This window comes from Pantoea sp. Morm (assembly GCF_016643525.1).
In the GTDB taxonomy this organism is placed as follows: Bacteria; Pseudomonadota; Gammaproteobacteria; order Enterobacterales; family Enterobacteriaceae; genus Pantoea; species Pantoea dispersa.
The window spans coordinates 131,219-154,773 of the sequence record NZ_VOQX01000002.1; the positions used below are offsets into that span (position 1 = coordinate 131,219).

Annotated in this window: 21 protein-coding genes and 1 pseudogene; 4 read left to right on the top strand and 18 right to left on the bottom strand. The window is 60.8% G+C overall.

Annotated elements, in window-relative coordinates; translation table 11 throughout:
• Nucleotides 1–4: 4 nt before the first annotated feature.
• Nucleotides 5–2,140, bottom strand: coding sequence for an ATP-dependent DNA helicase DinG (gene dinG, locus FT726_RS01425; protein WP_346302330.1), 2,136 nt, complete (start codon nt 2,138–2,140; stop codon nt 5–7).
• Nucleotides 2,141–2,194: 54 nt separating this feature from the next.
• The gene (locus FT726_RS01430) at nt 2,195–3,091 is read right to left on the bottom strand and encodes a LysR family transcriptional regulator (protein WP_346302331.1); all 897 of its coding nucleotides are present in this window, start codon (nt 3,089–3,091) and stop codon (nt 2,195–2,197) included.
• Between the two features lie 128 nt (nt 3,092–3,219).
• Between FT726_RS01430 and FT726_RS01435 the strand changes: the two genes are divergently transcribed.
• Nucleotides 3,220–4,305: an iron-containing alcohol dehydrogenase family protein gene (locus FT726_RS01435; protein ID WP_288422751.1), complete on the top strand. Its 1,086-nt coding sequence runs from the start codon at nt 3,220–3,222 to the stop codon at nt 4,303–4,305.
• Between the two features lie 180 nt (nt 4,306–4,485).
• Here FT726_RS01435 and FT726_RS01440 read toward each other — a convergent pair whose 3' ends face one another.
• From FT726_RS01440 to argH, 7 genes are read right to left on the bottom strand one after another with little or no spacing between them, the layout of a single operon-like run.
• Nucleotides 4,486–5,847 (bottom strand): MmgE/PrpD family protein, encoded by a 1,362-nt coding sequence (locus FT726_RS01440; protein WP_346302332.1) that lies wholly within the window; start codon nt 5,845–5,847, stop codon nt 4,486–4,488.
• Complete coding sequence (locus tag FT726_RS01445) at nt 5,831–6,718, bottom strand: polysaccharide deacetylase (protein WP_346302333.1); 888 nt, start codon at nt 6,716–6,718, stop codon at nt 5,831–5,833. Before FT726_RS01445 ends, FT726_RS01440 begins: the two co-directional genes overlap by 17 nt.
• The gene (locus tag FT726_RS01450) at nt 6,711–7,556 is read right to left on the bottom strand and encodes a polysaccharide deacetylase (RefSeq protein WP_021508446.1); all 846 of its coding nucleotides are present in this window, start codon (nt 7,554–7,556) and stop codon (nt 6,711–6,713) included. Before FT726_RS01450 ends, FT726_RS01445 begins: the two co-directional genes overlap by 8 nt.
• Nucleotides 7,557–7,567: 11 nt before the next feature.
• Entirely contained in the window at nt 7,568–8,389 is an 822-nt protein-coding gene (locus FT726_RS01455) for an ABC transporter substrate-binding protein (protein WP_021508447.1), read from the bottom strand.
• A gap of 18 nt (nt 8,390–8,407) precedes the next feature.
• Entirely contained in the window at nt 8,408–9,172 is a 765-nt protein-coding gene (locus tag FT726_RS01460) for an amino acid ABC transporter ATP-binding protein (RefSeq protein ID WP_021508448.1), read from the bottom strand.
• A gap of 13 nt (nt 9,173–9,185) precedes the next feature.
• Nucleotides 9,186–10,064, bottom strand: coding sequence for an amino acid ABC transporter permease (locus tag FT726_RS01465; protein ID WP_141496518.1), 879 nt, complete (start codon nt 10,062–10,064; stop codon nt 9,186–9,188).
• Between the two features lie 9 nt (nt 10,065–10,073).
• On the bottom strand, nt 10,074–11,501 hold the full coding sequence (argH, locus tag FT726_RS01470) for an argininosuccinate lyase (RefSeq protein ID WP_346302334.1): 1,428 nt from the start codon (nt 11,499–11,501) through the stop codon (nt 10,074–10,076).
• A 156-nt stretch (nt 11,502–11,657) separates the two neighbouring features.
• Between argH and FT726_RS01475 the strand changes: the two genes are divergently transcribed.
• On the top strand, nt 11,658–12,629 hold the full coding sequence (locus FT726_RS01475; protein ID WP_282995667.1) for a LysR family transcriptional regulator: 972 nt from the start codon (nt 11,658–11,660) through the stop codon (nt 12,627–12,629).
• Nucleotides 12,630–12,773: 144 nt separating this feature from the next.
• Here FT726_RS01475 and FT726_RS01480 read toward each other — a convergent pair whose 3' ends face one another.
• Nucleotides 12,774–13,292 carry a GNAT family N-acetyltransferase gene (locus tag FT726_RS01480; RefSeq protein WP_010615951.1) on the bottom strand — a complete coding sequence of 173 codons (519 nt, stop codon included), beginning with the start codon at nt 13,290–13,292 and terminating at the stop codon, nt 12,774–12,776.
• Complete coding sequence (locus FT726_RS01485; RefSeq protein WP_058775322.1) at nt 13,289–13,852, bottom strand: helix-turn-helix domain-containing protein; 564 nt, start codon at nt 13,850–13,852, stop codon at nt 13,289–13,291. Before FT726_RS01485 ends, FT726_RS01480 begins: the two co-directional genes overlap by 4 nt.
• A gap of 152 nt (nt 13,853–14,004) precedes the next feature.
• Here FT726_RS01485 and FT726_RS01490 point away from each other — a divergent pair, with 152 nt between their 5' ends.
• The gene (locus FT726_RS01490) at nt 14,005–14,739 is read left to right on the top strand and encodes a MerR family transcriptional regulator (RefSeq protein WP_031279872.1); all 735 of its coding nucleotides are present in this window, start codon (nt 14,005–14,007) and stop codon (nt 14,737–14,739) included.
• A 166-nt stretch (nt 14,740–14,905) separates the two neighbouring features.
• Here FT726_RS01490 and FT726_RS01495 read toward each other — a convergent pair whose 3' ends face one another.
• From FT726_RS01495 to FT726_RS01510, 4 genes are read right to left on the bottom strand one after another with little or no spacing between them, the layout of a single operon-like run.
• A complete protein-coding gene (locus FT726_RS01495) occupies nt 14,906–15,637 on the bottom strand; it encodes an ABC transporter permease (protein WP_346302335.1) in 732 nt (243 codons plus the stop codon).
• A complete protein-coding gene (locus tag FT726_RS01500; RefSeq protein WP_021508457.1) occupies nt 15,637–16,572 on the bottom strand; it encodes an ABC transporter ATP-binding protein in 936 nt (311 codons plus the stop codon). Before FT726_RS01500 ends, FT726_RS01495 begins: the two co-directional genes overlap by 1 nt.
• Entirely contained in the window at nt 16,565–17,731 is a 1,167-nt protein-coding gene (locus FT726_RS01505; protein WP_282995668.1) for an ABC transporter permease, read from the bottom strand. Before FT726_RS01505 ends, FT726_RS01500 begins: the two co-directional genes overlap by 8 nt.
• 3 nt (nt 17,732–17,734) lie before the next feature.
• Nucleotides 17,735–18,643, bottom strand: a complete 909-nt coding sequence (locus tag FT726_RS01510) for an ABC transporter substrate-binding protein (protein WP_058780854.1) — start codon at nt 18,641–18,643, stop codon at nt 17,735–17,737.
• A gap of 217 nt (nt 18,644–18,860) precedes the next feature.
• Here FT726_RS01510 and FT726_RS01515 point away from each other — a divergent pair, with 217 nt between their 5' ends.
• Nucleotides 18,861–20,327, top strand: a complete 1,467-nt coding sequence (locus tag FT726_RS01515) for an MFS transporter (RefSeq protein ID WP_058775318.1) — start codon at nt 18,861–18,863, stop codon at nt 20,325–20,327.
• A 31-nt stretch (nt 20,328–20,358) separates the two neighbouring features.
• On the opposite strand, the gene idi is transcribed toward FT726_RS01515, so the two are convergent.
• From idi to FT726_RS01530, 3 genes and pseudogenes are all read right to left on the bottom strand, one after another.
• Nucleotides 20,359–20,892 carry an isopentenyl-diphosphate Delta-isomerase gene (gene idi / locus FT726_RS01520; RefSeq protein ID WP_152391206.1) on the bottom strand — a complete coding sequence of 178 codons (534 nt, stop codon included), beginning with the start codon at nt 20,890–20,892 and terminating at the stop codon, nt 20,359–20,361.
• Between the two features lie 193 nt (nt 20,893–21,085).
• Nucleotides 21,086–22,981 carry a methyl-accepting chemotaxis protein gene (locus FT726_RS01525; protein WP_058769488.1) on the bottom strand — a complete coding sequence of 632 codons (1,896 nt, stop codon included), beginning with the start codon at nt 22,979–22,981 and terminating at the stop codon, nt 21,086–21,088.
• Nucleotides 22,982–23,172: 191 nt separating this feature from the next.
• Nucleotides 23,173–23,555 (bottom strand): annotated as a pseudogene (locus FT726_RS01530) (sulfite exporter TauE/SafE family protein); the annotation flags it as partial.

Consider the following 23,555-nt stretch of genomic DNA (forward strand, 5'->3'; position numbering starts at 1 on the left):
ATACTCAGGATTTCTTGCTGCGCTTCGCCGGTTTGTCCGCTTCCGGCACCGGCGGTTGTTCAATCGGAAACACCGGCAGCGCAGCCAGCAGGCGGCTGCCGTAGGTTTTGCTCAGCAGCCGGCGATCGTAAATGACGATTTCACCAAAACACTGATGGCTGCGGATCAGACGCCCGACCTGCTGGATCAGCGTAAACGATGCGCTGGGTAAACTTTGTACTTCAAACGGGTAGCGTTTGAGGCTCTTCAGCCACTCCCCTTCGGTCAAAATTACCGGACTGTCTACCGGCGGAAAAGCAATTTTATGGATGTGCACCTGCGACAACAGATCGCCTTTCAAATCGAGCCCTTCGGCAAAGGATTGCAGGCCAACCAGAATGCTGCTTTGTCCGGCGGTCACCCGTTGCCGGTGAAGCTCCACCAGCCGTGAACGCGGCTGATCGCCCTGCACCAGCATCGACAGACGCAGCTCCGGCACCAGGCTGACAAACTGCTGCATCGCCCGTCCGCTGGCAAACAGCACCAGCACGCCTTTGTGCTGCTGCGCCTGTATTTGCTGGCGAAAGAAGCGCGCCATCTCAGCAATGTGCTCCGCTTCATTGGCCAGCAGCGGCTCATAGCGCATTTGCGGGATAATCAGCTTGCCCTGATCGACATGATTAAACGGCGAGTCGAGTGCCACAAAGCGGTCGCCGGCCTTTTGGTTCAGGCCGGACATCTCCTGCAGGCGATTAAAGCTGTTCAGCGAACGCAGGGTAGCCGAGGTCACCACCACGTGCGGGATTTTGCGCCACAGCAGCTTTTCCAGCTGGTCGCTGACGCGAATCCCGGCGCAGTGAAACAGCAGATGCGCCTGGCCGTCACGAATTTCACGCGTCACCCATTTCGACACCGGCGCGTTGGACGCTTTTTCCATCGCCGCCAGCCGCCACAGTTTGCTGATGGATTCAAACCAGCCGAAGTGGCGATTGAGCTGCAGGATGGCTTTGTGCAGCCGCATGATATCGGCCTTGCCGGTCTGTTCGCCCAGCTCGTTGAGCAGCCCTTCGCTCAGACCACGCAGCGCATCACTCAGCTTAAACAGCCGCGCGCACAGGGTCAGCAGTTCTGGCGGCAGCTCACCGAGCACAAAGCGAAACTCGCCAGGCTGATTGTCGCGCGGCAGCAGAGGATTGAGCGCGTTGCACAGCGTCTGCAGCTGTTCGCGCATCTCATCACAGTGTCCTTTCAGGCGCTCGGGATTGCTCAGCGGCGGCGGGGATTTCGGCCGGAACTGCGCCATGATGGTCTCCACCAGCCGCACAAACAGATCGAGCTGCAGGCTGCTCCAGCCCGGCGTGATCTCCGCGCTCATCTCCAGCGCATCCCGCGCCACTTCCGGCAGATGGTGCCCTTCATCCAGTACCAGCATCAGGTGTTTGGCCGGCGGCAGCACCGACTCATTCTCCATTGCCGCCATCACCAGCGCATGGTTCGCCACCACCACATCGGCCTGCTCGATTTCGCGTCGCGCCACAAAGAACGGGCATTCGCGATACCAGCGACAGTGGTGTGCCAGGCAGTTCGCTTTATCAGTGGAAAGGCGCTGCCACAGGCTGTCGTCAATCGCCACGTCGCTGTGATCGCGCAGGCCATCCCACTTATAGCTGCTGAGGTCTTTCTCCAGCCGCGCGCAGAATTTCTGCTCCTCTTTCGAACCGGTCACCGCCTGTTCGTCGAGATACAGCAGCAGATCGCCCTGCTGATCGTCCGTTGCGGCCAGCGCGGTCAGATTGCGCGGACAGACATAGCGCCCGCGGCCAAAAGCCGCGGTGAAGGTGAGGTCCGGAATAATTTTCTTTAATAGCGGCAGATCTTTGCTGAAGATCTGATCCTGCAACGCCACATTGGCGGTGCTGATGACTAAACGTTTCTCTTCGGCGCGGCTGACCGCAATGCCGGGAATCAGATAGGACAAGGTTTTGCCGACGCCGGTCGGCGCTTCGATCGCCAGATGGCGGCCGTCGTCGCCGGCCAGACTCTTCGCCACTTCGGCGATCATCTGGCGCTGCGGCGCGCGCGGGATAAAGTCAGGAACCTGCTGCTGCAGCGCCTTATACCATTGCGCAATCTGGCTTTTTATCGCTGCTGTCAGGGCCATAGTGAATACTGTTGGTTAAACCGGCCTGTATTTTTACACAGTATTGCCACAGCGTCAGCTTTCACGCTCAGTTTTTCGCGCTGGATTCAGAATTTCGCGCATCGCGCGGATCAGCGGCTCGCGCGCGCGGCCGCGCCGGAAGGCGAACGAAAACGGCGCACGAAAGTGAAAATGGTGGGGCAGCAGGCGCAGCAACTGGCCGTGCTGCTCGCGGCTGCGCGCGTAATGCTCGGGCAAAAAGCCAATATAGCGCCCGGAGAGAATCAGCGTCAGCTGCGCTTCAATGCTCTCCACCGAGGCGGTGCTATGGCGGAAACCGCGCTTGTTCAGCTCCTGCTGGTTCCAGTAGCGCCGCGTTACCATGCCGGTCTGCTGCACGCGACGCACATCCGCATCGCCCTGCGCCAGCGCATGTTGCGGACTGCAGTACAGCCACTGCTGCTCCTCGTACAGCGGCAGCGTCACCAGATTGCTGGCGCGCAGCGGAAAGTGCCCGATGGCCAGGTCGAGCCGATCTTCCAGCACCTGCTGCTGCAGTTCGTTGGGCTCGCACACGCTGAGGGTGAGAAACACCGCCGGAAAGCGCTGGTTAAAACAGGCGATAACCGCCGGCAGATCCAGCGTGCTGTCGGTGACGGTGGCGTCGACCACGCCGAGCGCAAATGTGCCGCCCTGCGCGCTTTTCAGCGTCTCCACCTGCAACTGCCAGCCGCTCAGGGTCGCCAGCATTTCCCGGGTATAGGCGTAGAACTGTTCGCCTTTGCTGGTCAGCGCAAAGCCCGCGCGGCCGCGCTGGCACAGAATAAAGCCCAGCTGGCTTTCCAGTTCACTCATGTAGGCGCTGATGGCCGGTGTGGTCATGTTCAGCGCCTGCTGCGCACGCGAATAGCCCTGGTTTTCCACCACGCTGGCGAACACCTGCAGCAGTTTCAGATTGGGTAAGGTTGGCACCGCACTTCCTTCAGGGATTGCTGACAATAGTTAACGAATCGCTGAAGTGATTATCGGCTGACAGGGATTTTTTCTGCAAGCCGCTTTGGCGATGATGCAGCCATTCCCTGAAAAAGAGAGCTTTCGCTATGTCGCAACAAAATTTGCTGTTCCCGGCGCGCGTGCTGCGTGGTGCGGGTGTGATTAACCAGCTGGGGGCTATCTGCGCCGGGCTGGGCCAGCGCGCACTGCTGATTGGCGGCCAGCGCGCGATGCAGGCGGTGGCGACGCAGGTGAAGACCCAACTCGACGCCGCTGGCGTCACGCTGCTGGCACCGGTGTGGTTTGGTGGCGAAACCTCGCTTAACCATATCGAACGGCTGGCGGTGTTAGCGATTGAACAACAGGCAGAGGTGCTGATCGGTGCGGGCGGCGGCAAGGCGCTGGATACGGTTAAAGCGGTGGGCGCACAGCTCGGGCTGCCGGTGATAACCGTCCCGACGATTGCCGCCACCTGCGCTGCGGTGACCCCGCTCACCATTCGCTACGACGATAACGGCAACTTCTTTGATATTTTCCCGCTGCCACAGGCACCGGCGGCGGTGATCATCGACAGTGAGTTGCTGGCAGCCGCCCCTGCCCGCTGGCTGGCCGCGGGCCTCGGCGATACGCTGGCTAAATGGTATGAGTTCCGGGCGGTAAGCACGCGCCATCCGGCGCGCACCGGCAATGCGCTGTCATCGCTGGCGCACAGCCAGATCTGCTATGAGGTGATCGCGGAGCACGGTCCGGCGGCTTACGCAGCGGTACTGCGCGGTGAGAGCGGCACTTCGCTCGATCAGGTGCTGGACGCGATTTTTACCTGGGCCGGTCTGACCTCGCTGATGAGCAATGGCGCCCACGCCGCCGCTGCGCATGCCATTTACGAAGGTTTCACCTTCTGCGACAAAACGCGCGAGTTTGGTCACGGCCTGCTGGTGGGTTACGGCAATTTGTGCCTGCTGGCGCTGGAGGATCGCAGCGACGAAGAGCTGGTGGACGAGATGCGCCTGGCGCGCGACTGCGGCGTACCGTTAACGCTGGCCGAGATTGCCGCGCTGGAGGAGAGCGAGCTGGCGTTGATTATACGTGAGTCTGTCCATGCGCCGGATATGGCCAACATGGCCGAACCGGTCAACGAAGCGCGGTTGCGGGCGGCGATGGCGCGGATTGAAGGGCTGGCGGAACGGGTTTGATTGCGGTCGCAATGGATGTGGTAAATCCAGGTCACCGCAAACGGCAAACCCCAGGTCACCGTAAACGGCGACCCTACGGGCCAGCGCGCGTTTTTGTAGGGTGCGCATTTATGCGCACCGTCATCATCAGGTCGCGCTGGCCTGACCGACCGGCATTACGCCATGGCTGGCGCCCCACTTTTACCGGGTCGCCAGTAACACCGCGACTTGCCGCACATCCGCCACGTTATCCAGCGTCAGGCACAGCGTTTCCAGCTGCTGCACCTGTGCCGCCGGCAAGACGCGCGCGGCGAGGCTGCGGTATTTGGCGTGCAGCGCCGCGTCGCTCAGCGGATTCGCCGGCGATCCGGACGGCACCGCGACGTGCTGCTGCCACTGCTGGCCCTGCACCGTTTCCAGCCGGACCCACGGCTCATCATCGCGCCCCTGCTGGTGGTCAATCTCCAGCTCAATACGCGCCATCAGCGCGGCAGCTTCCGCACTCAGGCGACGGCTGTCGTCATAACTCGCCAGCTCCGCAGAGCCGAACAGCGCTCGCGCCGTCAGCGCATACGGCAGGCTCATTTGCGCGGCGGCGAGGCTGGTGAGCTCACGCGTGCCGCACATCTCCAGCAGGAACGGATTGAGCCCAACCACAATGCGTGCAATATCCCCGGTCGCCACCGCATGCTGCTTAAGCAGCAGACCCAGCGCATCGATCGCCGCATGCGTACCGCGACAGGCGGCGTACGGCTTGATGGAACAGCGCGCCAGTTTCCACACCTCGCCCAGTTGGTCCGTGAGCGCGGCGGGCTGTTGCGTTTCACCGGCCAGCGTTTGCAGAAAGCCGCCCCAGCGCGCCTCAAATACCGCGGCCGGTCCGCTGATGCCGCGCTGTGCCAGCAGCGCCGCCTGTACGCCCCCTTCCGCCGCGCGCGCCGCGTGCAGCTTTTTGGTGTGTGAGCCATCATGAATAAAGCCCCACAGACCGCCACTGAAGCTGGCTGCGATGCCCAGCGCCGAGGCACACTGCGCGGCCGGCAGCCGCAGTAAACAACTGACGGCGGCCGCCGCGCCAAAAACGCCACAGCTGGCAGTTGAGTGCCAGCCCGCACCGTTGTGCGCCGCATAACCCCCGCAGGCTTCCAGCACGCGGCGGCCGATGTCATAACCGACGACCATCGCGGTGAGAAATGCCCGGCCGTCGACCGGCTGCGTCGCCAGCGGCAGTGCCGCCAGCAGCGCCGGTAACACCACGGCACCGGAGTGATCGCAGCCGCCGGTGTCGTCCAGTTCATACATGTGCGCCGCCACGCCGTTGAGCCACGCCGCCTGGCGCGGGGAAGCTTGCTGCGCACAGCCCCACAGCTGCGCCACGGTGCTGCCGCCCTCTTCAGCCACCAGCGCCCGGCATTCGCGCCAGATCGGGCTGTCACAGCCCGCCAGCGCCGCGCCGAGCGTATCCAGCAGATGGCGCTTCGCCTGCGCTACCAGCGGTTCCGGCAGCTGGGCAAAGCGGGTGGCCGCGATGAAATCCGCCAGCCGATCAAGCGTGGTGTCCATGTTCGCCTCCGCTGAGCCGGGCAAACACCTCTGCCGGATGATCGGCATCGTTATCCGGCTGCGTCTGCCAGTGCGCGGCCACCTGGCCGGCAGTAGCGATCCACACGTCATGCTGCTGCAGCGTTTCCAGCAGCTGACGCAGCAGGCCAATGCGTCCGGCGGTGCCGATAATTTCCGGGTGCAGCCGCAACAGGTAGCACAGGCCGAAACGGTGAAAACCGTGGAAATCCTGCGTCAGGTTAGCCAGCGTTTCGCCATAGGGCGCGATGCGCGACTGTCCGGGCGGAATCGCCGGGCTGAGGTTGAAGGCAAAATAGGGCGCATCTTCCAGCGTGTAGTGCATGGGCAGCTCCACCAGCCGGGTGCCGGGGTGAAAATAGGGTAAATCATCACCGCGCCAGCTGGAGGACCAGCGGATGCCGTGCGTTGCCAGCGCCGCAGCAAGGCCCGGTTTCCACTGGCCGGCCGGCGTGCGAAACCCTGCAATCGGCTGGCCGCTCAGCTGCGCCAGCTGCTCGCAGCCGCGCGTTACGCTGGCAATCTGCTGCGCCAGCGTCAGCGCCGAGAAGTCTTCGTGTCGCTCACCGCTACAGGCGATCTCATGGCCGGCGGCGACAATACGCTGCAGCACCTGCGGCTGCTCTTCGGCGACGATGGCCGGTAAGCACCAGCTGGCCAGCAGCTGTTTTTCCGCCAGCAGATCCAGCAGACGATCAACGCCGCGCAGCGTGCCATAGCGCCACACCGACAGGGTTTTATCGCGCCCGGCGACCGCAGGGGCCTGCGTCAGGATGCCGTGAATATCGTGATAGTCGATGGTAATGATGGCCGCCGATTGTTTGCCCGACGGCCAGCGTGAATGTTCAGTCATGTTGCTGCTCCTGCAAATACCACGCGGCCACCGCATCACAGCGCGCAAACCACACATCGTCGCGCGCCGTCATGTGGGCAAACAGCTGCTCCAGCAACAGCAAACGGCCGGGCTGCCCGGAAATTTTCGGGTGGAACAGCGTGGTCAGGCACAGTCCTTCCGCCATCGCGCCGTCAAATTCGCGCTGCCAGTTGTCACCGGTGTGCGCATAGCTGGCGATGCGGTCGCCGCCCTGCGGAAAATCCGGCTGGCGCGTGTAGGCCAGCGAGGCGTAATCATCCATCTCCCATTTGCCGGGAATCTCCACCAGCGGCGTATGCCCGGCGACGGCAATGCTGTACGGCCGATCGTCACCACGCATGCTGCTGGAGTAAATCACCCCGGCTTCCCGCAGAATCTGCGGCGTTTCGGCGTGCCAGTCGCCGGAAGGAGTACGAAAACCGCAGGCGCGGATACCAAGATGTTGCTGAAAGATGGCGGCAGAGCGCGCCATCACGGCGCGCTGTTCATCTGGCGTAATCGCCCAGAACGATTCGTGGCGATAACCGTGATAGGCCACTTCGTGGCCCTGTTCGATAATCGCCTGGCACTGCCGCGGCCACTGCTCCACCACCCACGCCGGGACAAAAAACGTGGCCGGCAGTTGGAAGGCGCGCAGCAGATCCAGCAGCCGACCGAGCGCGCGAAACGGCCCGTAGGCGCCAAAGGTGAAATACTCTGGTGTTGACCACAGACTGCCATTGAGCATGGCATCGCCAGTGGGACCATCAAGATCAAACGCCAGCGCCATACAGCCACGCTTGCCCTGCGGCCAGCGCACTGCGCCCGGTTGTTGCATACGCCCGCTCCTTAGCCCTGATTCACCGTGGCTTCGGCAATGCCGTTGTCGCTCAGGCCCCATTTACTGAGGATTTTCTGGTAGCTGCCATCGGCAATCATGGCATTGATGGCTGCCTGAATCGCCGTGGTCAGCTCACCGGCATCTTTACCCAGCGCCATGCCGGTGTACTGGAAGGAGAAGGCTTTATCCAGCGGCTTAAAGGTGCCTTTTTCCAGGTTCATGATGTACGGCAGGGTTTCGCTGCCCTGTACCGCGCCATCCAGACGACGCTGACGCAGCTGCGTGCGCGCATCGGCGGTGCCTTCCGCGCCCACCACGATAATCGCGGGTTTACCGGCCGCTTCGCAGTGCGCTTTTGACCAGGTAGCAATCTCCTGCGGGAAGGTGGTGCGGCGGCTGGTGCCTACTTTTTTGCCGCACAGATCGGTGGCGCTGTTGATGTCGCTGCGCGCCGCCAGGGTGTAGAACTGCGGACCGGTTTTGAAGTAGTCGATAAAGTTAACTACCTTCTGCCGCTCTTTGGTGTCGGTCATGCCGGACATCACCAGATCGACGCGTTTGGTCACCACCGCGTTGACCATCTGTTCAAACGCGATCTCCTGCCAGTTAACCTTCACGCCGAGCTTCTCGCCAATTGCCTGGCCCAGCTCATAATCGACGCCGCTCAGCTGATTGGTGGCCGGATCTTTAAAATCCATCGGCGGGTAGTTCGGCATGATGGCGACGGTCAGCCCTTTCTCTTTGATACTGGCCGGTACGGCAATCTCCGCCCAGGCAGAGGATTGCAGCAGCAGCGCGGCACTGATGGCACTCAATAACAATTTTTTCATCTATTCACCCCGGTCACGTTAAAGAAGAATCGCGTTGATAAAGTTTTTCATCCGTGGGTTTTGCGGGTTCAGCAGAATCTCTTCCGGTGCGCCCTGCTCAATAATGCGTCCCTCATCCATAAACACCACCTGGTTGGCGACCTCACGCGCAAAGCCCATTTCGTGGGTCACCACCAGCATGGTGGTGCCTTCTTTTGCCAGCTGGCGCATCACCGCCAGCACTTCACCGACCATCTCCGGATCGAGCGCCGAGGTCGGTTCATCAAACAGCATCAGTTTGGGTTTCATCGCCAGCGCGCGGGCAATCGCCACGCGCTGCTGCTGACCGCCGGAGAGCGACTGCGGATAGTCGTGCGCTTTGTGCGCCAGTCCGACGCGATCCAGCAGCGCCATCGCCTCTTCGCTGGCCTCGCGTTTCGGGCGCAGCAGCACGCGACACGGCCCCTCGATGATGTTCTCCAGCGCGGTCTTGTGCGGAAACAGGTTGAAGCGCTGAAACACCATGCCGGTCTGCAGCCGCTGGCGCGCAATCTGTTTGTCACTCAGCGGGTGCAGCTTGTTGCCGGCAATGCGATAGCCCGCCAGTTCGTTGTCGACCCAGATGCCGCCCTGATCCACTTTCTCCAGCTGGTTGATACAGCGCAGAAAGGTGCTCTTACCGGAACCCGACGGGCCGAGAATGCACATCACCTCGCCGTAGTTCACTTCCAGGCTGACGTCCTTCAGCGCGTGGAACTGATCGAAATATTTGTTCACCTTGACGGCGCGCACGATGTTTCTCATCTCTCACTCCCGGTTACTGGCGACGACGATGGCCGCGTGAGAAGTAGCGTTCCAGCTGGCTCTGCCCGAACGACAGCAGCGTCACGATAATCAGGTACCAGATACCCGCTACAAACAGCAGCTCCATCACGCGCGCGTTGGCGAAGTAGATGGTTTGCGCGTTGTACAGCAGCTCGGAGTACTGAATCATGCTGGCCAGACTGGTGGTTTTGATCATGCTGATGAACTCATTGCCGACCGGCGGCAGAATCACCCGCATCGCCTGCGGCAGAATGATGCGCTGCAGCGCCTGCAAACGCGGCATGCCGATGGCTTTGGCGGCTTCATACTGACCGGTATCCACCGATAACAGCCCGGCGCGCACCACTTCTGAGGTGTACGCGCCCTGATTGATGCTCAGGCCGAGCAGCGCGGCGAGAAACGGCGTCATCACCGTGACGGTTTGCACGCTGAACAGACCGGGAATGCTGATGGTGGGAAACACCAGCGCCAGGTTGAACCACAGCAGCAGTTGCAGAATCAGCGGCGTGCCGCGAAAGATCCACGCATAGCCCACCGCGATATAGTGCAGCACCGGATTGGGCGACATGTACATGATGGCGGTGATGACGCCAAACAGGATGCCCAGCGCCATCGCCAGCACCGACATAATCAGCGTGTTAACCACGCCGTTAAGGATCGCCTGCGCGGTGAAGAACTGGCCGACGAACGACCACTCAATATTGCCGTGCGCAAAGGCGTTGACCAGCAGCGCCAGCAGCACGAGGATCACTGCCGATGCGGTGATGCGGCCATAATAGCGGCGCGGCACCACCTGATAGCGATCGAGATCGTAATGGGGCTGGACGCGGCCATTGTTGACCGACGGTTCAACCGGCGTGGTGTGTGTCATAGGCTCTCCTCAGGCGCGCGGTCCGGCGTAATCATCGGCCCAGCGCTGCTGGTCCTGCATCAGGGTTTGCAGACGGGCCAGCTGCTCGCGCACCCGTGCCGGCGCGGTGCCGCCGTAGCCGCTGCGGGCTGCCAGCGCCGCTTCCAGCGTTAACGCCTGACGCACCTCGGGCGTGAGCCGTGCATCGACGCCGTGCAGCTGCGCATCGCTGAGATCGGCCAGGCCGCAGTTTTCGCGTTCACACAGCTGCACCAGCTGGCCGGTAATCTCGTGCGCCTCGCGGAATGGCACGCCGCGCATTGCCAGCCAGTCAGCCACTTCGGTCGCCAGCGTAAAGCCATCCGGCGCCTGCTCGCGCATCACCTCAGTATTGAATTTCAGCGTCGCCATCATGCCGGCCATGGCAGGCAGCACCATCAGCAGCGTGTCGACCGCATCAATCACATTACGTTTGTCGTCGCTGAGATCGCGGTTGTAAGAGAGCGGCATGGCTTTCATGGTGGTCAGCAGCGCCATCAGGTTACCGACCAGCCGGCCGCTGCGGCCGCGCGTCAGCTCGGCAATGTCCGGATTTTTCTTCTGCGGCATGATCGAACTGCCGGTGGCATAACTGTCGTGCAGCTCCACCCAGCGGAACTGCCGTGACGCCCACAGGCACACCTCTTCACACAGCCGGGACAGGTTGATGCCGATCATGCTGGTGACGAACAGGAATTCCGCGGCGTAGTCGCGGCTGGCGACCGCATCGATCGAGTTTTCACACGGCGCCAGATAAGCGAGATCGGCAGCGGCCAGCTGTGGCTGACGCGCAATCGCCGAACCGGCCATCGCCGCTGCGCCCAGCGGACAGCGCGCGCTGCGGCGATCCCAGTCCTGCATACGCTCAATGTCACGCGCGAAGGATTGGGCATGCGCCAGCAGCTGATGGCCAAACACAATCGGCTGCGCCTGTTGCAGATGGGTGAAGCCGGGCGCGACGCTGTCGGTGTGTTGCGCGGCCTGCGTCACCAGCGCCTGCTGCAGCTGCAACAGCGCGCTCACCAGCTTACGGCCGTTATCCCGCAGGTAGAGACGCAGATCGTTGACGGTCTGATCGTTGCGTGAACGACCGGCACGCAGCTTGCCGCCCAGCGCGCCGAGGCGTTCTGTCAGCGCGCGTTCGATGAAGGTATGCACGTCTTCATCGGCGGCAATCGGCTGCAGCTGGCCAGCGCGATAATCGGCGTCCAGCGCGTCAATCGCCGCCAGCATGGTATCCAGCTCGTCAGCGCTCAATAGCCCGGCACGCGTCAGCTCGCGCGCATGGGCGCGGCAACCGGCGAGGTCATACGGCGCCAGCGCAAAGTAATAATCCGGGCTACGCGACAGCGCGGTTAAACTGGCTGCCGGAGCCGCTTTAAAACGTGCGCCCCATAACAGTTCGGCATTCTCAGACATGTTATTTCCCTCACAAATCAGCCGCAGCAATATGAAAAAGTTTGGATTCAGCCGGCAGCGATAATAAAAACTTATTTTATTGCCACACTGGCAAATAGGTGGTATTTCAGATTCACTGTACTTTCACCGCAATTATTCCGGAGTTGAATAGCAAAAATGGAAAGTAAAGTTTCCCAGTCTGGAAACAATGCGAATAATCGCGGCGATAATGCGGTTCTGGCGCTGAGTAATATCGACTTAAAATTGCTGCGGGTATTTAAATGCGTGGTGGAAGCCGGCGGATTAACCGCCGCCAGTCACGAATTAAATATTGGCCTGGCGGCGATCAGTAAACAGGTTTCTGACCTGGAGATTCGGCTGGGCATGACGCTGTGCAGCCGCGGCCGTGAAGGTTTTGAGCTGACGCAGTACGGCATCAATGTTTATCAGGCCACGCTGGAGCTGTTCGTATCGCTCAACCTGTTTCGCGAGCGGCTGCACAATAGTCGCAACGAGCTGCTGGGCGACATCGCGATTTGCGTGGTGGATAACACCATTAGCGATCCGCACTCGCCGGTCACCAGTGCGGTGCAACAGTTGCACCAGAAAGCGCCAAAGGTGCAGATTCGTCTGCAGACCGCACAGCTGGATGATATTGAACGCGGCATAAGCGAAGGGCGTTTTCATTGCGGCATTGCGCCCGTGTATGAAATGAAAAATGATTTCGATTATTTCGAACTTTATAAAGAATACGCAAAATTATATTGCGCTGCGTCACATCCTCTCTATTGCGGATCTTGCGATAAAAATATTTCGGTGGATGTATTACGTCAGCAGAAAATTATTAATCATTTATATGTTACCCCGCGCGATGAACGCCGCCTGATTCCGGTGCAGGAGAGCGGTGTGCAGGCGGTGCAGGTGGAATCGGTGGCCATGCTGATTTTAACCGGTCACTTTATTGGGTATTTACCGGAACATTATGCCGCTCCGTTTATTGCCCGCGGACAATTGTGTGAACTGGGCGATGACACGCTGCGGCGCGAAACCGCATTTTGTCTGGTGATGAAGAAAGGCCGGAAAATAAATCCGATCATCCGGCTGTTTATGCAGGCGCTGGGGTTGAGCGATGCGGCGGCGGCGCACTGATTTGGTGCGTGTGACCGGGTTTCTGCTGGCACGGGATGGGAATGTGTACGCTGATGCCCTCACCCCGGCCCTCTCCCACCGGGAGAGGGAGACGCAGCCTGCGGACAAGGGAGAGGCGGCGTCCGGTAACAGTAACCAGAACGCTTACGTCAGCCGCTTATACATCACCGTGGTAGCATCCAGCTCGCCGGCCGTGGATTCGGCATAGCACGGAATGGAACCCGCCACCTGCCAGCCGAGCGACAGATAGAGCGCGCTGGCAACATCGCCGCTGCGCGTATCCAGCACCAGCAGCGTTTTCCCCTGCTGCTGCGCCAGCTGCTCGGCACGTAACATCAGACGGCGCGCAATACCCTGACGTCGCGCACGCGGATGCACCAGCAGCTTGCTGATCTCCGCGCGATGGCGGCCGTTGGGCATACTGCTGAAGCCCAGCATCACCGTGGCTACTATCTCGCCCGCTTGCCAGGCCACCAGCAGCTGGTTATCGCCGCTCGCCAGGCTGTAAATTTTGTCCTGCCAGAAACGCGCCATCACTGCGCGATCGTCTGCGTCAATGAAGCCGACGCTGGCACCGTCTGCCACGCAGCCGTGCAGCACTTCACACAATGACGCCAGCAGCGGCTGCGCCTGGGTAGCGCTGAGAGAGTCGATTTCAATCATGGTTTGCACACCACCAGAATGTAGCGCGCGCCGCCTTCGGCATGCGCCTGAAAAGAGGAACGTCCGCTGAGGTGGAAGCGCAGGCAATCGCCGGCCTGAAGCGTCCAGCTCTGCGTCTCCATGGTGATGGTCAGCTCGCCCGACTGCAGCCAGATGTGCTGTTCCAGCCCCTGTACCGGCGGCGCATCATAATCAATGCGCGCGCCAGGACGCAGCACGCCCTCCACCAGCTCCGCTTTAAACTGACTGGCCGGCGGCGAGACGTTGCGCCGCTGGAAGCCGCTGAGCGTGTCCTGCCAGACCGGTTGCTGCTCCGCTTTCAGCAGCAGCGCCGCTTCTTCTTCTACTTCGCTGAGCAGTCGCGACATGGTTAAACCGTAGGCTACGCACAAGCGATTAAGCAAAGCGGCGGTAGGGCTGGTCTCGGCGCGCTCAATGCGCGACAATGATGCCCGGCTAATGCCGGTTGCCAGAGCCAGTTCATCCAGCGACCAGCCGCGCTGCAGGCGTAATTCCGCCAGACGTGCCGCAAGCCGATCTTCCGTATTTAGAGCAGACATCTTTAACCTCTCATTTTCGGGAAATAATTCTCACATAAGAGATAAAGCCCGAAATCGTGCAGTGGGTCAAGTTGTACAATAAAATAATCATTGTACAAGCTCACTCTGGCGGTTAAGGTGTTGTTATGCAGGTCAGAATTTTAGAGGATGCCATGGCCTTATACAGTATCGGTGATGTTGCCGAGCGCTGTGGAATTAACCCGGTAACCCTGCGCGCCTGGCAGCGTCGTTATGGATTGTTAAAGCCGCAGCGCACTGAGGGTGGTCATCGACAATTTGATGATGAAGATGTTCAGCGGATCGAAGAGATCAAACGCTGGATAGAGAGCGGTGTGCCTGTTGGCAAAGTCAAAGCCCTGCTTGAAGGAGAGACCTTCAACGTGCATGACGGCTGGACGGCGCTGCAGGAAGAGCTGATGAGCGTGCTGCGCCACGTGCGCGCCTCCAAACTGCGCACCAAAATCGCCACCATTGGCCGTGAACACCCGGTCGATGCGCTGATTGACCACGTTTTTGTACCGGTACGCCAGCGTCTCGGGCTGGATCAGAATACCGCCCGCACCATGTGCAGTCTGCTGGACGGCGCGCTGATTGATTATGTCGCGTTCTGTCTGGCAGGCGCGCGTAAAAAAGCCGGCAAAGATGCCTTAATGATTGGCTGGGGCGTAGAAGATCGCACCCGCATCTGGCTGGAAGCCTGGCGCTTAGCGCAGCAGGGCTGGCGTATTGATGTGCTGGCGGAACCGCTGGATATGCCGCGTCCGGAGCTGTTTCCCGGCCAGCATCTGTTTATCTGGACCGGTAAAAAGCCGACGCGTCGCCAGCTGGAGCAGTTCGAACACTGGCAGGCTCAGGGCTTCTCGATTCACGTCCACGAACCGACCTGAAAAATCGCACATGCGGCCTTTGCCTTACCGCATGTGCGCGTTATCATGCCGCACTTCATGACTTTCTCAGGTTTACCTATGAACTGGAATAAAATTCTCATTGGCACCCTGTTTGCCATCATGGCGATTGGCGGCATGGGCGGCATGATGCTGGTTGGCTACAGCCTTATTCTGCATACCCACTGAGTGCGTGCTGCAACCGCTCCAGCAGCCGGTCGCAGATCAGCGCCAGTAGCGCCACCAGCAGCGCGCCCTGAATCACATAGGCGGTATTGAAGCCGCTCAGACCGATAATCACCGGCGAACCCAGACTCTCCGCTCCGACGGTTGAGGCGATGGTCGCGGTGCCAATGTTGATCATCACTGAGGTGCGCACGCCCGCCATAATCACCGGTGCCGCCAGCGCCAGCTCTATCTGCCACAGACGCCGCCACGGTCCCATTCCCAGACCGACGGCGATCTCACGGCTGCTGGCCGGAACGCTGTCCAGTCCCGCCAGCGTGCCCTGCAGAATCGGCAACAGCCCATATAGAAACAGCGCCATCACCGCCGGCGCAGCGCCAAAGCCCATGACCGGCACGGCAATCGCCAGCACCGCCACCGGCGGAAAGGTCTGACCGGCAGCCGCCAGCGTCTCCAGCAGCGGGCGGAACGCCCTGCCGCCGTGACGGGTAGCGAAGACCGCACAGCCAACGCCCACCACAATCGCCAGCGTGCTACCGCTGATCACCAGCAGCAGATGGGCCAGCGCCAGCTGCCAGAAACTCTCCTGCTGGTACAGCGGACGCTCCAGCTGCGGAAACCAGTGCGCAAACAGCGGCGCACTGTGCGGTAACCCCCACAGCAACAGCAGAAATATCCCCAGCAGCCAGTAGAGCGGATCGCGCAGCATTCGCATCAGCCCGCCTCCTGCTGTCGCAGCAAATCGCTAAAGTGCAGCACGCCCAGCGGCTGCTGATGCTGATCGACAACCGGTAATTTGTCGGTGCGGCGCGCAATAAACTGCGACAGCGCCTCGCGCAGCGTCAGCCCGGCGGCGATCGGTTCCGCCTCCAGCCACTCACCGCGTCGTGCCGCACTGCCGGCCCGCCCCAGCGCCAGCAGACGCACGCCCAGCTCGCTGCGGCCAAAGAACTGGCGCGCGAAATCACTGGCAGGCTGCGTCAGCAGGTCAATCGGCCGTCCCTGCTGCACAATCTCTCCGCCGTCCATCAGCACCAGCTGATCGGCGAGAGTTAACGCTTCGTCGATATCGTGCGTCACCAGCACCACGGTGCGCCCCGACAGCTGCTGAATGCGCAGCATCTCCTGCTGCAGCGCCTGCCGGTTGACCGGATCGAGCGCGCCGAACGGTTCATCCATCAGCAGCAGTTCCGGGTCGGCCGCCAGCGCGCGCGCCACACCAACACGCTGCTGCTGGCCGCCGGAGAGCTGGTGCGGATAGCGCGACGCCAGCTGACTGTCGAGATTGAGCAGCGCCAGCAGCTCCTCAACCCGTGCGGCAATTTTTTCCCGCGGCCAGCCGAGCAGCGATGGCACGGTGGCGATATTTTTGGCCACATTCCAGTGTGGAAACAGGCCGATGGACTGAATGGCATAGCCAATGCGCCGCCGCAGCGCGCGCGCATCCATCTGCTCGATCGGCTCACCGGCAAAACGGATTTCGCCGCTGTCATGCTCAACCAGCCGGTTAATCATCTTCAGCGTGGTGGATTTACCCGAGCCGGACGTGCCGATCAGCACGGTAAAACTGCCCTTCTCAATCTTCAACGACAGGTTGCGAATCGCCTCTTTACCGGCGAACGCTTTGCTCACCTGATGAAATTCAATCATGTCCTCTCTCCAGCAGCGCCGACAGCAATCGCAGCAGCGCATCGAATATCACCGCCAGCGCCACCACCGGAATCACGCCCAGCAGCACCAGATCCAGCGCGCTGCTCAGCAATCCCTGAAACACAATGGCGCCGAAGCCGCCGGCCCCAATCAGTGCGGCGACCACCGCCAGCCCGACGGTTTGCACCACCACCACGCGCAGTCCGGAGAGCCACACCGGCAGCGCCAGCGGCAGCTCAGCTTGCCAGAACTGCTGCCAGCTACTCATGCCCATGCCGCGCGCGGTTTCACGCACCTCCTGCGGCACCTGCTGCAGCCCCGCAACCACGCTGCGCACCAGCGGCAGCAGTGCATACAGCACCAGCGCAATCAGCGCCGGCGCGACGCCAATCCCGCTGATACCGAGGCGCGCCAGCTGCGGAAAATGCGCCGCCAGCCCGGCCAGCGGTGCAATCAGCAGGCCAAACAGCGCCACAGACGGCACGGTCTGGATCAGATTCAGCACGCTGAAGGCGGCATGTTGCCAGCGGGCGCGACGCGCGATGGCGAGTCCCAGCGGTAGACCAATCAGTAAGGTGGGCAGCAGCGTGCCGCCCAGCAGCAGCAGATGCTGGCTGAACGCGGCGTTAAAGACAGCGGTGCGATTGCTGTACTCTTTTAGCAGCGACAGCGCGTCCAGCTGACCACTCAGCAGCAGTATCAGCGGCGGCAGCCACAGTTGCAGATTAAGCAGAATACGTAGTGGCGTCTGCTGGCTAAGCTGGCGAATCGCTTCGGCTGCCAGCAGTAGCGCTAATCCTGCCGCACACCATAGGCCGCTGCCCAGCGCGGTGCGCGCCAGCGGGCTGCCGCTGCGGGCCAGCTCACTGGCGGCGTGGCCGCCGATGCCAATCAGCAGGGCGAACAGTAGCTCCGCGCCCAGCAACTGCGCCAGCGCCGCACCGCGTCCCGGCGGCCACCACAATCCCAGCCATAGCCATAACAGCGGCAGCAGCAGCAGCCAGCCCGCCGTTACCTGCCAAAGCATCAGCGGCTGTCCGGAGACCAGCCGGTTGGCCGCATAGCTCAGCAGCGGTAGCGCTCCCAGCGCCAGCGTAATCAGCAGCGTCAGCACCAGCAGCACCGGCTGCTGGCGCGGTCGGTTTATCCGTGACAGCACCGCTTACAGCAACTTATTCTGCTGCAGCCACTGCTGCGCCACCTGGCTGGCGTCCTGACCGTCAACGGCGATTTGCGCGTTGAGCTGCTGCAGGGTTTTCTCATCCAGCTTGCTGAATACCGGCTGCAGCCAGTCGGCAATCTGCGGGTACTGTTGCAGCACGCTGGCGCGGATCACCGGCGCGGGCGCGTAAATCGGCTGTACGCCCTTCGGGTCGCTCAGGGTTTGCAGGCCGAGCGCCGCGACCGGGCCGTCGGTACCGTAAGCCATCGCCGCATTGACGCCGGACGTTTGCTGGGCGGCCGCTTTGATGGTAACGGCGGTGTCCCCGCCAGCCAGCGACAGCAGCTGTGACTGGCCCAGCTTGAAGTTGTAGGCTTTCTCAAACGCCGGCAGCGCATCGCTGCGCTCGATGAACTCCGCCGACGCCGCCAGCTTAAAGGTGCCGCCTTTTTTCAGGTAAGCGCTGAGATCGTCGAGGGATTGCAGGTTATTCTGCTGCGCGACATCGCCGCGCACCGCAATGGTCCAGGTGTTGTTAGCCGGTGCTGGCGTCAGCCACACCAGATGATTCTTCTCTGCATCGAGCTTTTTCACCTTCTCATAGCCCTGCTGCGCGTTTTTCCACGCCGCGTCCTTCTCATCATTGAAGAAGAACGCCCCGTTGCCGGTATATTCCGGATAGATATCCAGCTCACCGGCGGTAATTGCGCCGCGCACCACCTGCGTGGTACCTAGCTGGATTTTATTCACGGTTTTTACCCCATGCTGGTTCAGCACCTGCAGAATGATGTTGCCGAGCAGCGAACCTTCAGTATCGATCTTGGAACCTACCTTGACCGGGTCCGCTGCCTGCACGGCCCCGACACTCATCGCGAATGCGATCATCCCCAATAAACCCTGCTTAATCATGGCGCTTTCCTCAGCATTATTTTCTTTCAGTGATTATCAAGCGTAGCCTGGCGAAACGGGATGGGTGCGGTCAAGCGGCGCAATTCGTTCTTTTTCTGCTATCCGTTGCCGGTTTTATAGAACGCTTTGGTTGCACTTATAACCAAATAGAATTTTTCACATCCGTGGCGCGGCTTATGCTCATAGCCCCAATCATTACAATAAATCACACAACATCATGTCTGACTTAACTTCTTCGGCGCACGTGGCGCTGGCAGGGAATACGCCGCAGGGCGAGACGCAGTGGATTCGCAGCGCGGCCGACGTGACGCGGCTGGTCAATAACAGTAACGCCTCGCGCAGCAATGCACGCATCGTCATCGCCATTGCGCTGGGCGGGGTTTTTCTCGATGCCTACGATCTCGGTGCGCTGGCCTTCGGTATTAAAGATGTCACGCGCGAATTCAATCTGACGCCCGCCGGCACTGGCATGGTGGCGTCGGCTATCACCTTTGGCGCGATTGTTGGCGCGCTGATCGGTGGCTATCTCACCGATAAAATTGGCCGCTATCGGGTCTTCATGGCCGATATGTTCTTTTTCGTGGTGGCGGCACTGGCCTGTGCCTTTGCGCCGAACGAGTACGTGCTGGCGGCGGCGCGCTTTGTGATGGGGCTCGGCGTCGGCATCGATCTGCCGGTGGCGATGGCGTTTCTGGCGGAGTTTTCCCGACTGCGCGGTCAGGGCAATAAGGCCGCCAGTGTCGCGATGTGGTGTCCCACCTGGTACGCGGCGATAAGCATCTCCTATCTGCTGGTGCTGCTGCTATATGCGGTGCTGCCAGAGAGCCATACTGACTGGCTGTGGCGGCTGATCCTCGGCTTTGGCGCGGTACCGGCGCTGTTGATCATCGCCATCCGCAGTCGTTACATGAGCGAATCACCGATCTGGGCGGCAAATCAGGGCAACCTGCAGGGTGCAGCGGCAATCCTGCGGCGATCGTATAACATCAACGCGGAGGTCGCGCAGGATGCCGATCTCACTGCCGCACAGCCAGTACGTAAAGCCAGCTGGCGCAACTACGGCGCGCTGCTGCAGGGCGTTTACCGCCGCCGTACGCTGCTGGCAACGATAACCTCGATTGCCTCGTCGTTCGCCTATAACGCCGTGGCCTTTGGCCTGCCGGTGATCATCTCCAGCTTCCTCGCGCAGTCGATGCTGACCACCATTCTGGTCTCGCTGGCGCTTAACCTGCTATTTGCGTTTGTTGGCGGCCTGCTGGCGGTACGGCTGGTGCCGCGGCTGGGCGCATGGAAGATGTCGGTGGCCGGTTACGCCTGCCAGTGTGCGGCGCTGCTGGGCCTGGCGCTGATTGGTCGCCCGGCCGGCGGCGAGGAAGCGGCCCTGGCGATTGCCATGCTGGCGCTGTTCCTGTTCGGTCAGGGGTTTGGTCCGGGTTCGCACACCATGACCTTTGCCTCGCTGAGCTATCCGGCTTCGCTGCGCGGCGTGGGCGTCGGCTTTAACCAGACGCTGATGCGCGCCAGTTCGACGGTATCCCTGTTTGTGTTTCCGCTGCTGGTCGCGGCGTTCGGCACCGGCGTGTTCTGGGTGATCCTGCTCGCACCGCTGGCTGGATTACTGGCGCTGCTGGCGATTCGCTGGGAACCGTCAGGCTATGATGTCGATGCGGAAGATTTTCAGTAAGCGGATAACGCCTCAGCGATGAGGCGTTGGCTCAGGCGGTGAGGCGGAAATCGCCCAGCGTATTGGGGATGCGCGGGAATGTGTGCAGGAACCACGGCGTGAATTTTGCCGGATTCTCGCGCATCTCCTGCTGAATCTGTTCGACTGAGCGGTAACACCAGTCGTCAGCCTCATCAAGGTTGAGCACCGGCACTTCGTCACTGATGGCGAAAAACACATGACCGTACTCATGTTCGATCAGACCGTTGCTGAGGGGCAGGTTATAGCTCAGTTCAAACACCGGCGTTAACGCCAGATCCAGTCCCATCTCTTCACGCAGGCGGCGCTCAGCCGCATCGCGCGTCGGCTCCTGCGGGTAAGGATGGCTGCAGCAGGTATTGCTCCACAAACCGCCGCAGTGATACTTGCTTTGCGCCCGGCGCTGCAGCAACAGTTCATGGCGCGAATTGAACACGTAAACCGTTACCGCACGATGCAGCAATCCTTTCTCATGCACTTCCAGCTTTTCCATCTTGCCGGTGGGACGATCGAGGTGGTCAACGAGGATAACTTCAATGGCGGGCATGACAACTCCTTCGGAAAAATCCCCACTATTGTACACAATAGCGGAAGCGGCAGCGGAGAAAATCGCGCACATTCCGTGCGCTGGCGCGATAAGCAGTAAGCTTAGCAGCCAGCGGATAATTCTGGAGAATAAGGCAGGAAAAAGCGTGACAGCGGCGCAAAAAACGCGCCGCTGTGCTCTCTGACGGGATGAATTACAGTTTGAAGCCGTGCACCACCTGCTCAAGCTGCACGCTCTGCTCCTCCATGGCGCGCGCCGCTGCCGAGACCTGCTCCACCAGCGCCGCGTTCTGCTGGGTGCTGCCGTCGAGCTGGGTAATCGCCACGTTCACCTGTTCGATCCCCATGCTCTGCTCGCGGCTGGCGGACATGATTTCGCTCATCAGCGTTGTGACGCTGCTGACGCCCTGCATCAGCTCATCCATGGTTTGTCCGGCCTGCTCCACCAGCTGGCTGCCGGTGTCGATATTAGCTACCGACTCTTCAATCAGCTTCTTGATTTCGCGCGCGGAGTTAGCGGAACGCTGCGCCAGATTGCGTACCTCCGAAGCCACCACGGCAAACCCGCGGCCCTGTTCACCGGCGCGTGCCGCTTCTACCGCCGCGTTGAGCGCCAGAATGTTGGTCTGGAAGGCGATGCTGTCGATGACGCTGATGATATCCACCACCTTACGCGAGGAGTGATGGATTTCACCCATGGTGCTGACCACCTGACGCACCACTTCACTGCCGCGCGCCGCGACCTGGGATGCGCCATCTGCCAGCTGGTTGGCGTGCGTGGCGTTGTCGGCGTTCTGACGCACCGTGCCGGTCAGCTCTTCCATTGACGCGGCGGTTTGCACAATGGAACTCGCCTGCGATTCCGTCCGCGCCGAGAGATCGGCGTTGCCGCTGGCGATTTCGCGTGAAGCCGCGGTAATCGCCAGTGCGCTGTCGCCCACCTGGCGCATCAGCCCCTGCAAATGGGCGATGAACTGGTTGAAGCTTTGCGCCACGGCGTTGAATTCCGGGCTATTGCTGGCTGGCAGACGCTGCGTCAGATCCGCACCACCAGTCGACAGCGCTTCGATGTTTTGATGCAGCAGATTCAGGCGTTTCATCATCGCGCGGACAAAGCCAAGCAGCACCAGCAGCAGCAGAATCGCTAGCGGGATCTGGACCAGGCCGAGACGGGTCAGCATGCTGTGCGTCTGCGCATCCAGCAGCGCGGACGGCACGTCGCTGGCCAGATACCACGGGCTGCCGGGGATAGCCTGCAGGAACAGCGTGTGCTCACCATCTTCTCCGCTGAAGGTGGTTTGCGACGGCTGAGAACCGGCCTGTGCCAGCAGCCCTTTCAGCGCCGCCGCCATTGGCAGCTGGGTATCAGCCAGATTTTCCAGCTTCGGCGTACCCTCCAGCAGCGCGGCATTACCGACCACTTTGCCGTCCGCTTCGACAATCAGTACGCGGCCATGAATCGCCTCACCCATTTGCTGCGCCAGCTGGTTGAAAAAGCCGAGCGTGACGTCAATGGTTGAGACGCCCCACACAGTGCCGTTACGGTAAATCGCCATCGCGCAGTTGGTGCGCGGCTGCGGGCTGGCGGCATCCTGATAAGCCTTCGCCCACGCGCACTGGCCTTTTTCTGCGGCCATGCCATCTTTGTACCACGGCTGCTCCCAGTATTTGTCGGCAGCATCGGAGTTCCAGTAGGTGTTGACCTGCAGCTGGTTGCTGGCGTTACGCGCAAAGAACGAGCTGTCTTTCTCTTTCGCCGGATCGCGCCGGTTGGGTAACGGCCAGATACCGCCGCCGAACACATTGCTGTCCTGATACTGGTTAACCAGCGCCGGCAGCAGCGTGTCAATGGCGGCGCTGTCCATCACGCCCGCCGCTTCGGTAATCGCACGCTGCTGCGCCTGCACGCGGTTCATCTGCTCGACGATACGTCCGGCGAGACCATCCACCTCATAGCGCACCAGCCGGCTTTCGTTCTGGCTAAGCTGCGGCGCGATGAACTGGTTGATCACCAGGACGGTGACCAGCATAAGAACAACGAAGAATGCGACTAAGGTCGCGGTAAAACGGGATTGTGTGGTTTTTAACATCGGTGTGCCCTTACCCTGGTGTGGCGAGTTGCCTGATCGAGGTTAACGGCTTGTTACAGAGGAACTTGAGGTGCGCGAGATCACAAAATGGTTAACTGATTGAATAGCGTGACCATAAGAGCGCTTATTGTCACCGGCCTTACCCTGCTGTTCCTCAGCAATGAAGAGAGTGCAAAGAATGAAACGTAACTTTATGGTGCTCCTGACCAGGCATTAACGATTAATCCTGCGCCGGAAATAAACAGAATGACGTCTATCAGCACGGCAAATTGTGTGACTGACAGTCTCTGGACTATCACCTTCGTGCTCAGGGTGCCCAGCATAATGCCACTGCCCACTAACACACCGGTGAGCACAATCTGCATTGAGAGCGCCTGCTGGAAGGCGAACGTACTGACCTTGCTGAAATATAACAGCAAGGCACTCGATGCTTCCGTGCCAATAAATGCGCCACGGCTCAATCCATAGGCGGTAAAAATCAGCACGCTCACCGGTCCGGTGGAGAGAACCAGTCCGGTCAGAAAACCCACCACGCCACCACAAAGCCCTAACTGCTTTATCGAGAGCGTCCAGT

Excerpts from the sequence above, each read along its gene's own strand:
- dinG (WP_346302330.1), bottom strand. The coding sequence starts at position 2,140 with ATGGCCCTGACAGCAGCGATAAAAAGCCAGATTGCGCAATGGTATAAG.
- FT726_RS01435 (WP_288422751.1), top strand. The coding sequence starts at position 3,220 with ATGTCGCAACAAAATTTGCTGTTCCCGGCGCGCGTGCTGCGTGGTGCG.
- FT726_RS01440 (WP_346302332.1), bottom strand. The coding sequence starts at position 5,847 with ATGGACACCACGCTTGATCGGCTGGCGGATTTCATCGCGGCCACCCGC.
- FT726_RS01445 (WP_346302333.1), bottom strand. The coding sequence starts at position 6,718 with ATGACTGAACATTCACGCTGGCCGTCGGGCAAACAATCGGCGGCCATC.
- FT726_RS01450 (WP_021508446.1), bottom strand. The coding sequence starts at position 7,556 with ATGCAACAACCGGGCGCAGTGCGCTGGCCGCAGGGCAAGCGTGGCTGT.
- FT726_RS01455 (WP_021508447.1), bottom strand. The coding sequence starts at position 8,389 with ATGAAAAAATTGTTATTGAGTGCCATCAGTGCCGCGCTGCTGCTGCAA.
- FT726_RS01460 (WP_021508448.1), bottom strand. The coding sequence starts at position 9,172 with ATGAGAAACATCGTGCGCGCCGTCAAGGTGAACAAATATTTCGATCAG.
- FT726_RS01465 (WP_141496518.1), bottom strand. The coding sequence starts at position 10,064 with ATGACACACACCACGCCGGTTGAACCGTCGGTCAACAATGGCCGCGTC.
- argH (WP_346302334.1), bottom strand. The coding sequence starts at position 11,501 with ATGTCTGAGAATGCCGAACTGTTATGGGGCGCACGTTTTAAAGCGGCT.
- FT726_RS01475 (WP_282995667.1), top strand. The coding sequence starts at position 11,658 with ATGGAAAGTAAAGTTTCCCAGTCTGGAAACAATGCGAATAATCGCGGC.
- FT726_RS01480 (WP_010615951.1), bottom strand. The coding sequence starts at position 13,292 with ATGATTGAAATCGACTCTCTCAGCGCTACCCAGGCGCAGCCGCTGCTG.
- FT726_RS01485 (WP_058775322.1), bottom strand. The coding sequence starts at position 13,852 with ATGTCTGCTCTAAATACGGAAGATCGGCTTGCGGCACGTCTGGCGGAA.
- FT726_RS01490 (WP_031279872.1), top strand. The coding sequence starts at position 14,005 with ATGGCCTTATACAGTATCGGTGATGTTGCCGAGCGCTGTGGAATTAAC.
- FT726_RS01495 (WP_346302335.1), bottom strand. The coding sequence starts at position 15,637 with ATGCGAATGCTGCGCGATCCGCTCTACTGGCTGCTGGGGATATTTCTG.
- FT726_RS01500 (WP_021508457.1), bottom strand. The coding sequence starts at position 16,572 with ATGATTGAATTTCATCAGGTGAGCAAAGCGTTCGCCGGTAAAGAGGCG.
- FT726_RS01510 (WP_058780854.1), bottom strand. The coding sequence starts at position 18,643 with ATGATTAAGCAGGGTTTATTGGGGATGATCGCATTCGCGATGAGTGTC.
- FT726_RS01515 (WP_058775318.1), top strand. The coding sequence starts at position 18,861 with ATGTCTGACTTAACTTCTTCGGCGCACGTGGCGCTGGCAGGGAATACG.
- idi (WP_152391206.1), bottom strand. The coding sequence starts at position 20,892 with ATGCCCGCCATTGAAGTTATCCTCGTTGACCACCTCGATCGTCCCACC.
- FT726_RS01525 (WP_058769488.1), bottom strand. The coding sequence starts at position 22,981 with ATGTTAAAAACCACACAATCCCGTTTTACCGCGACCTTAGTCGCATTC.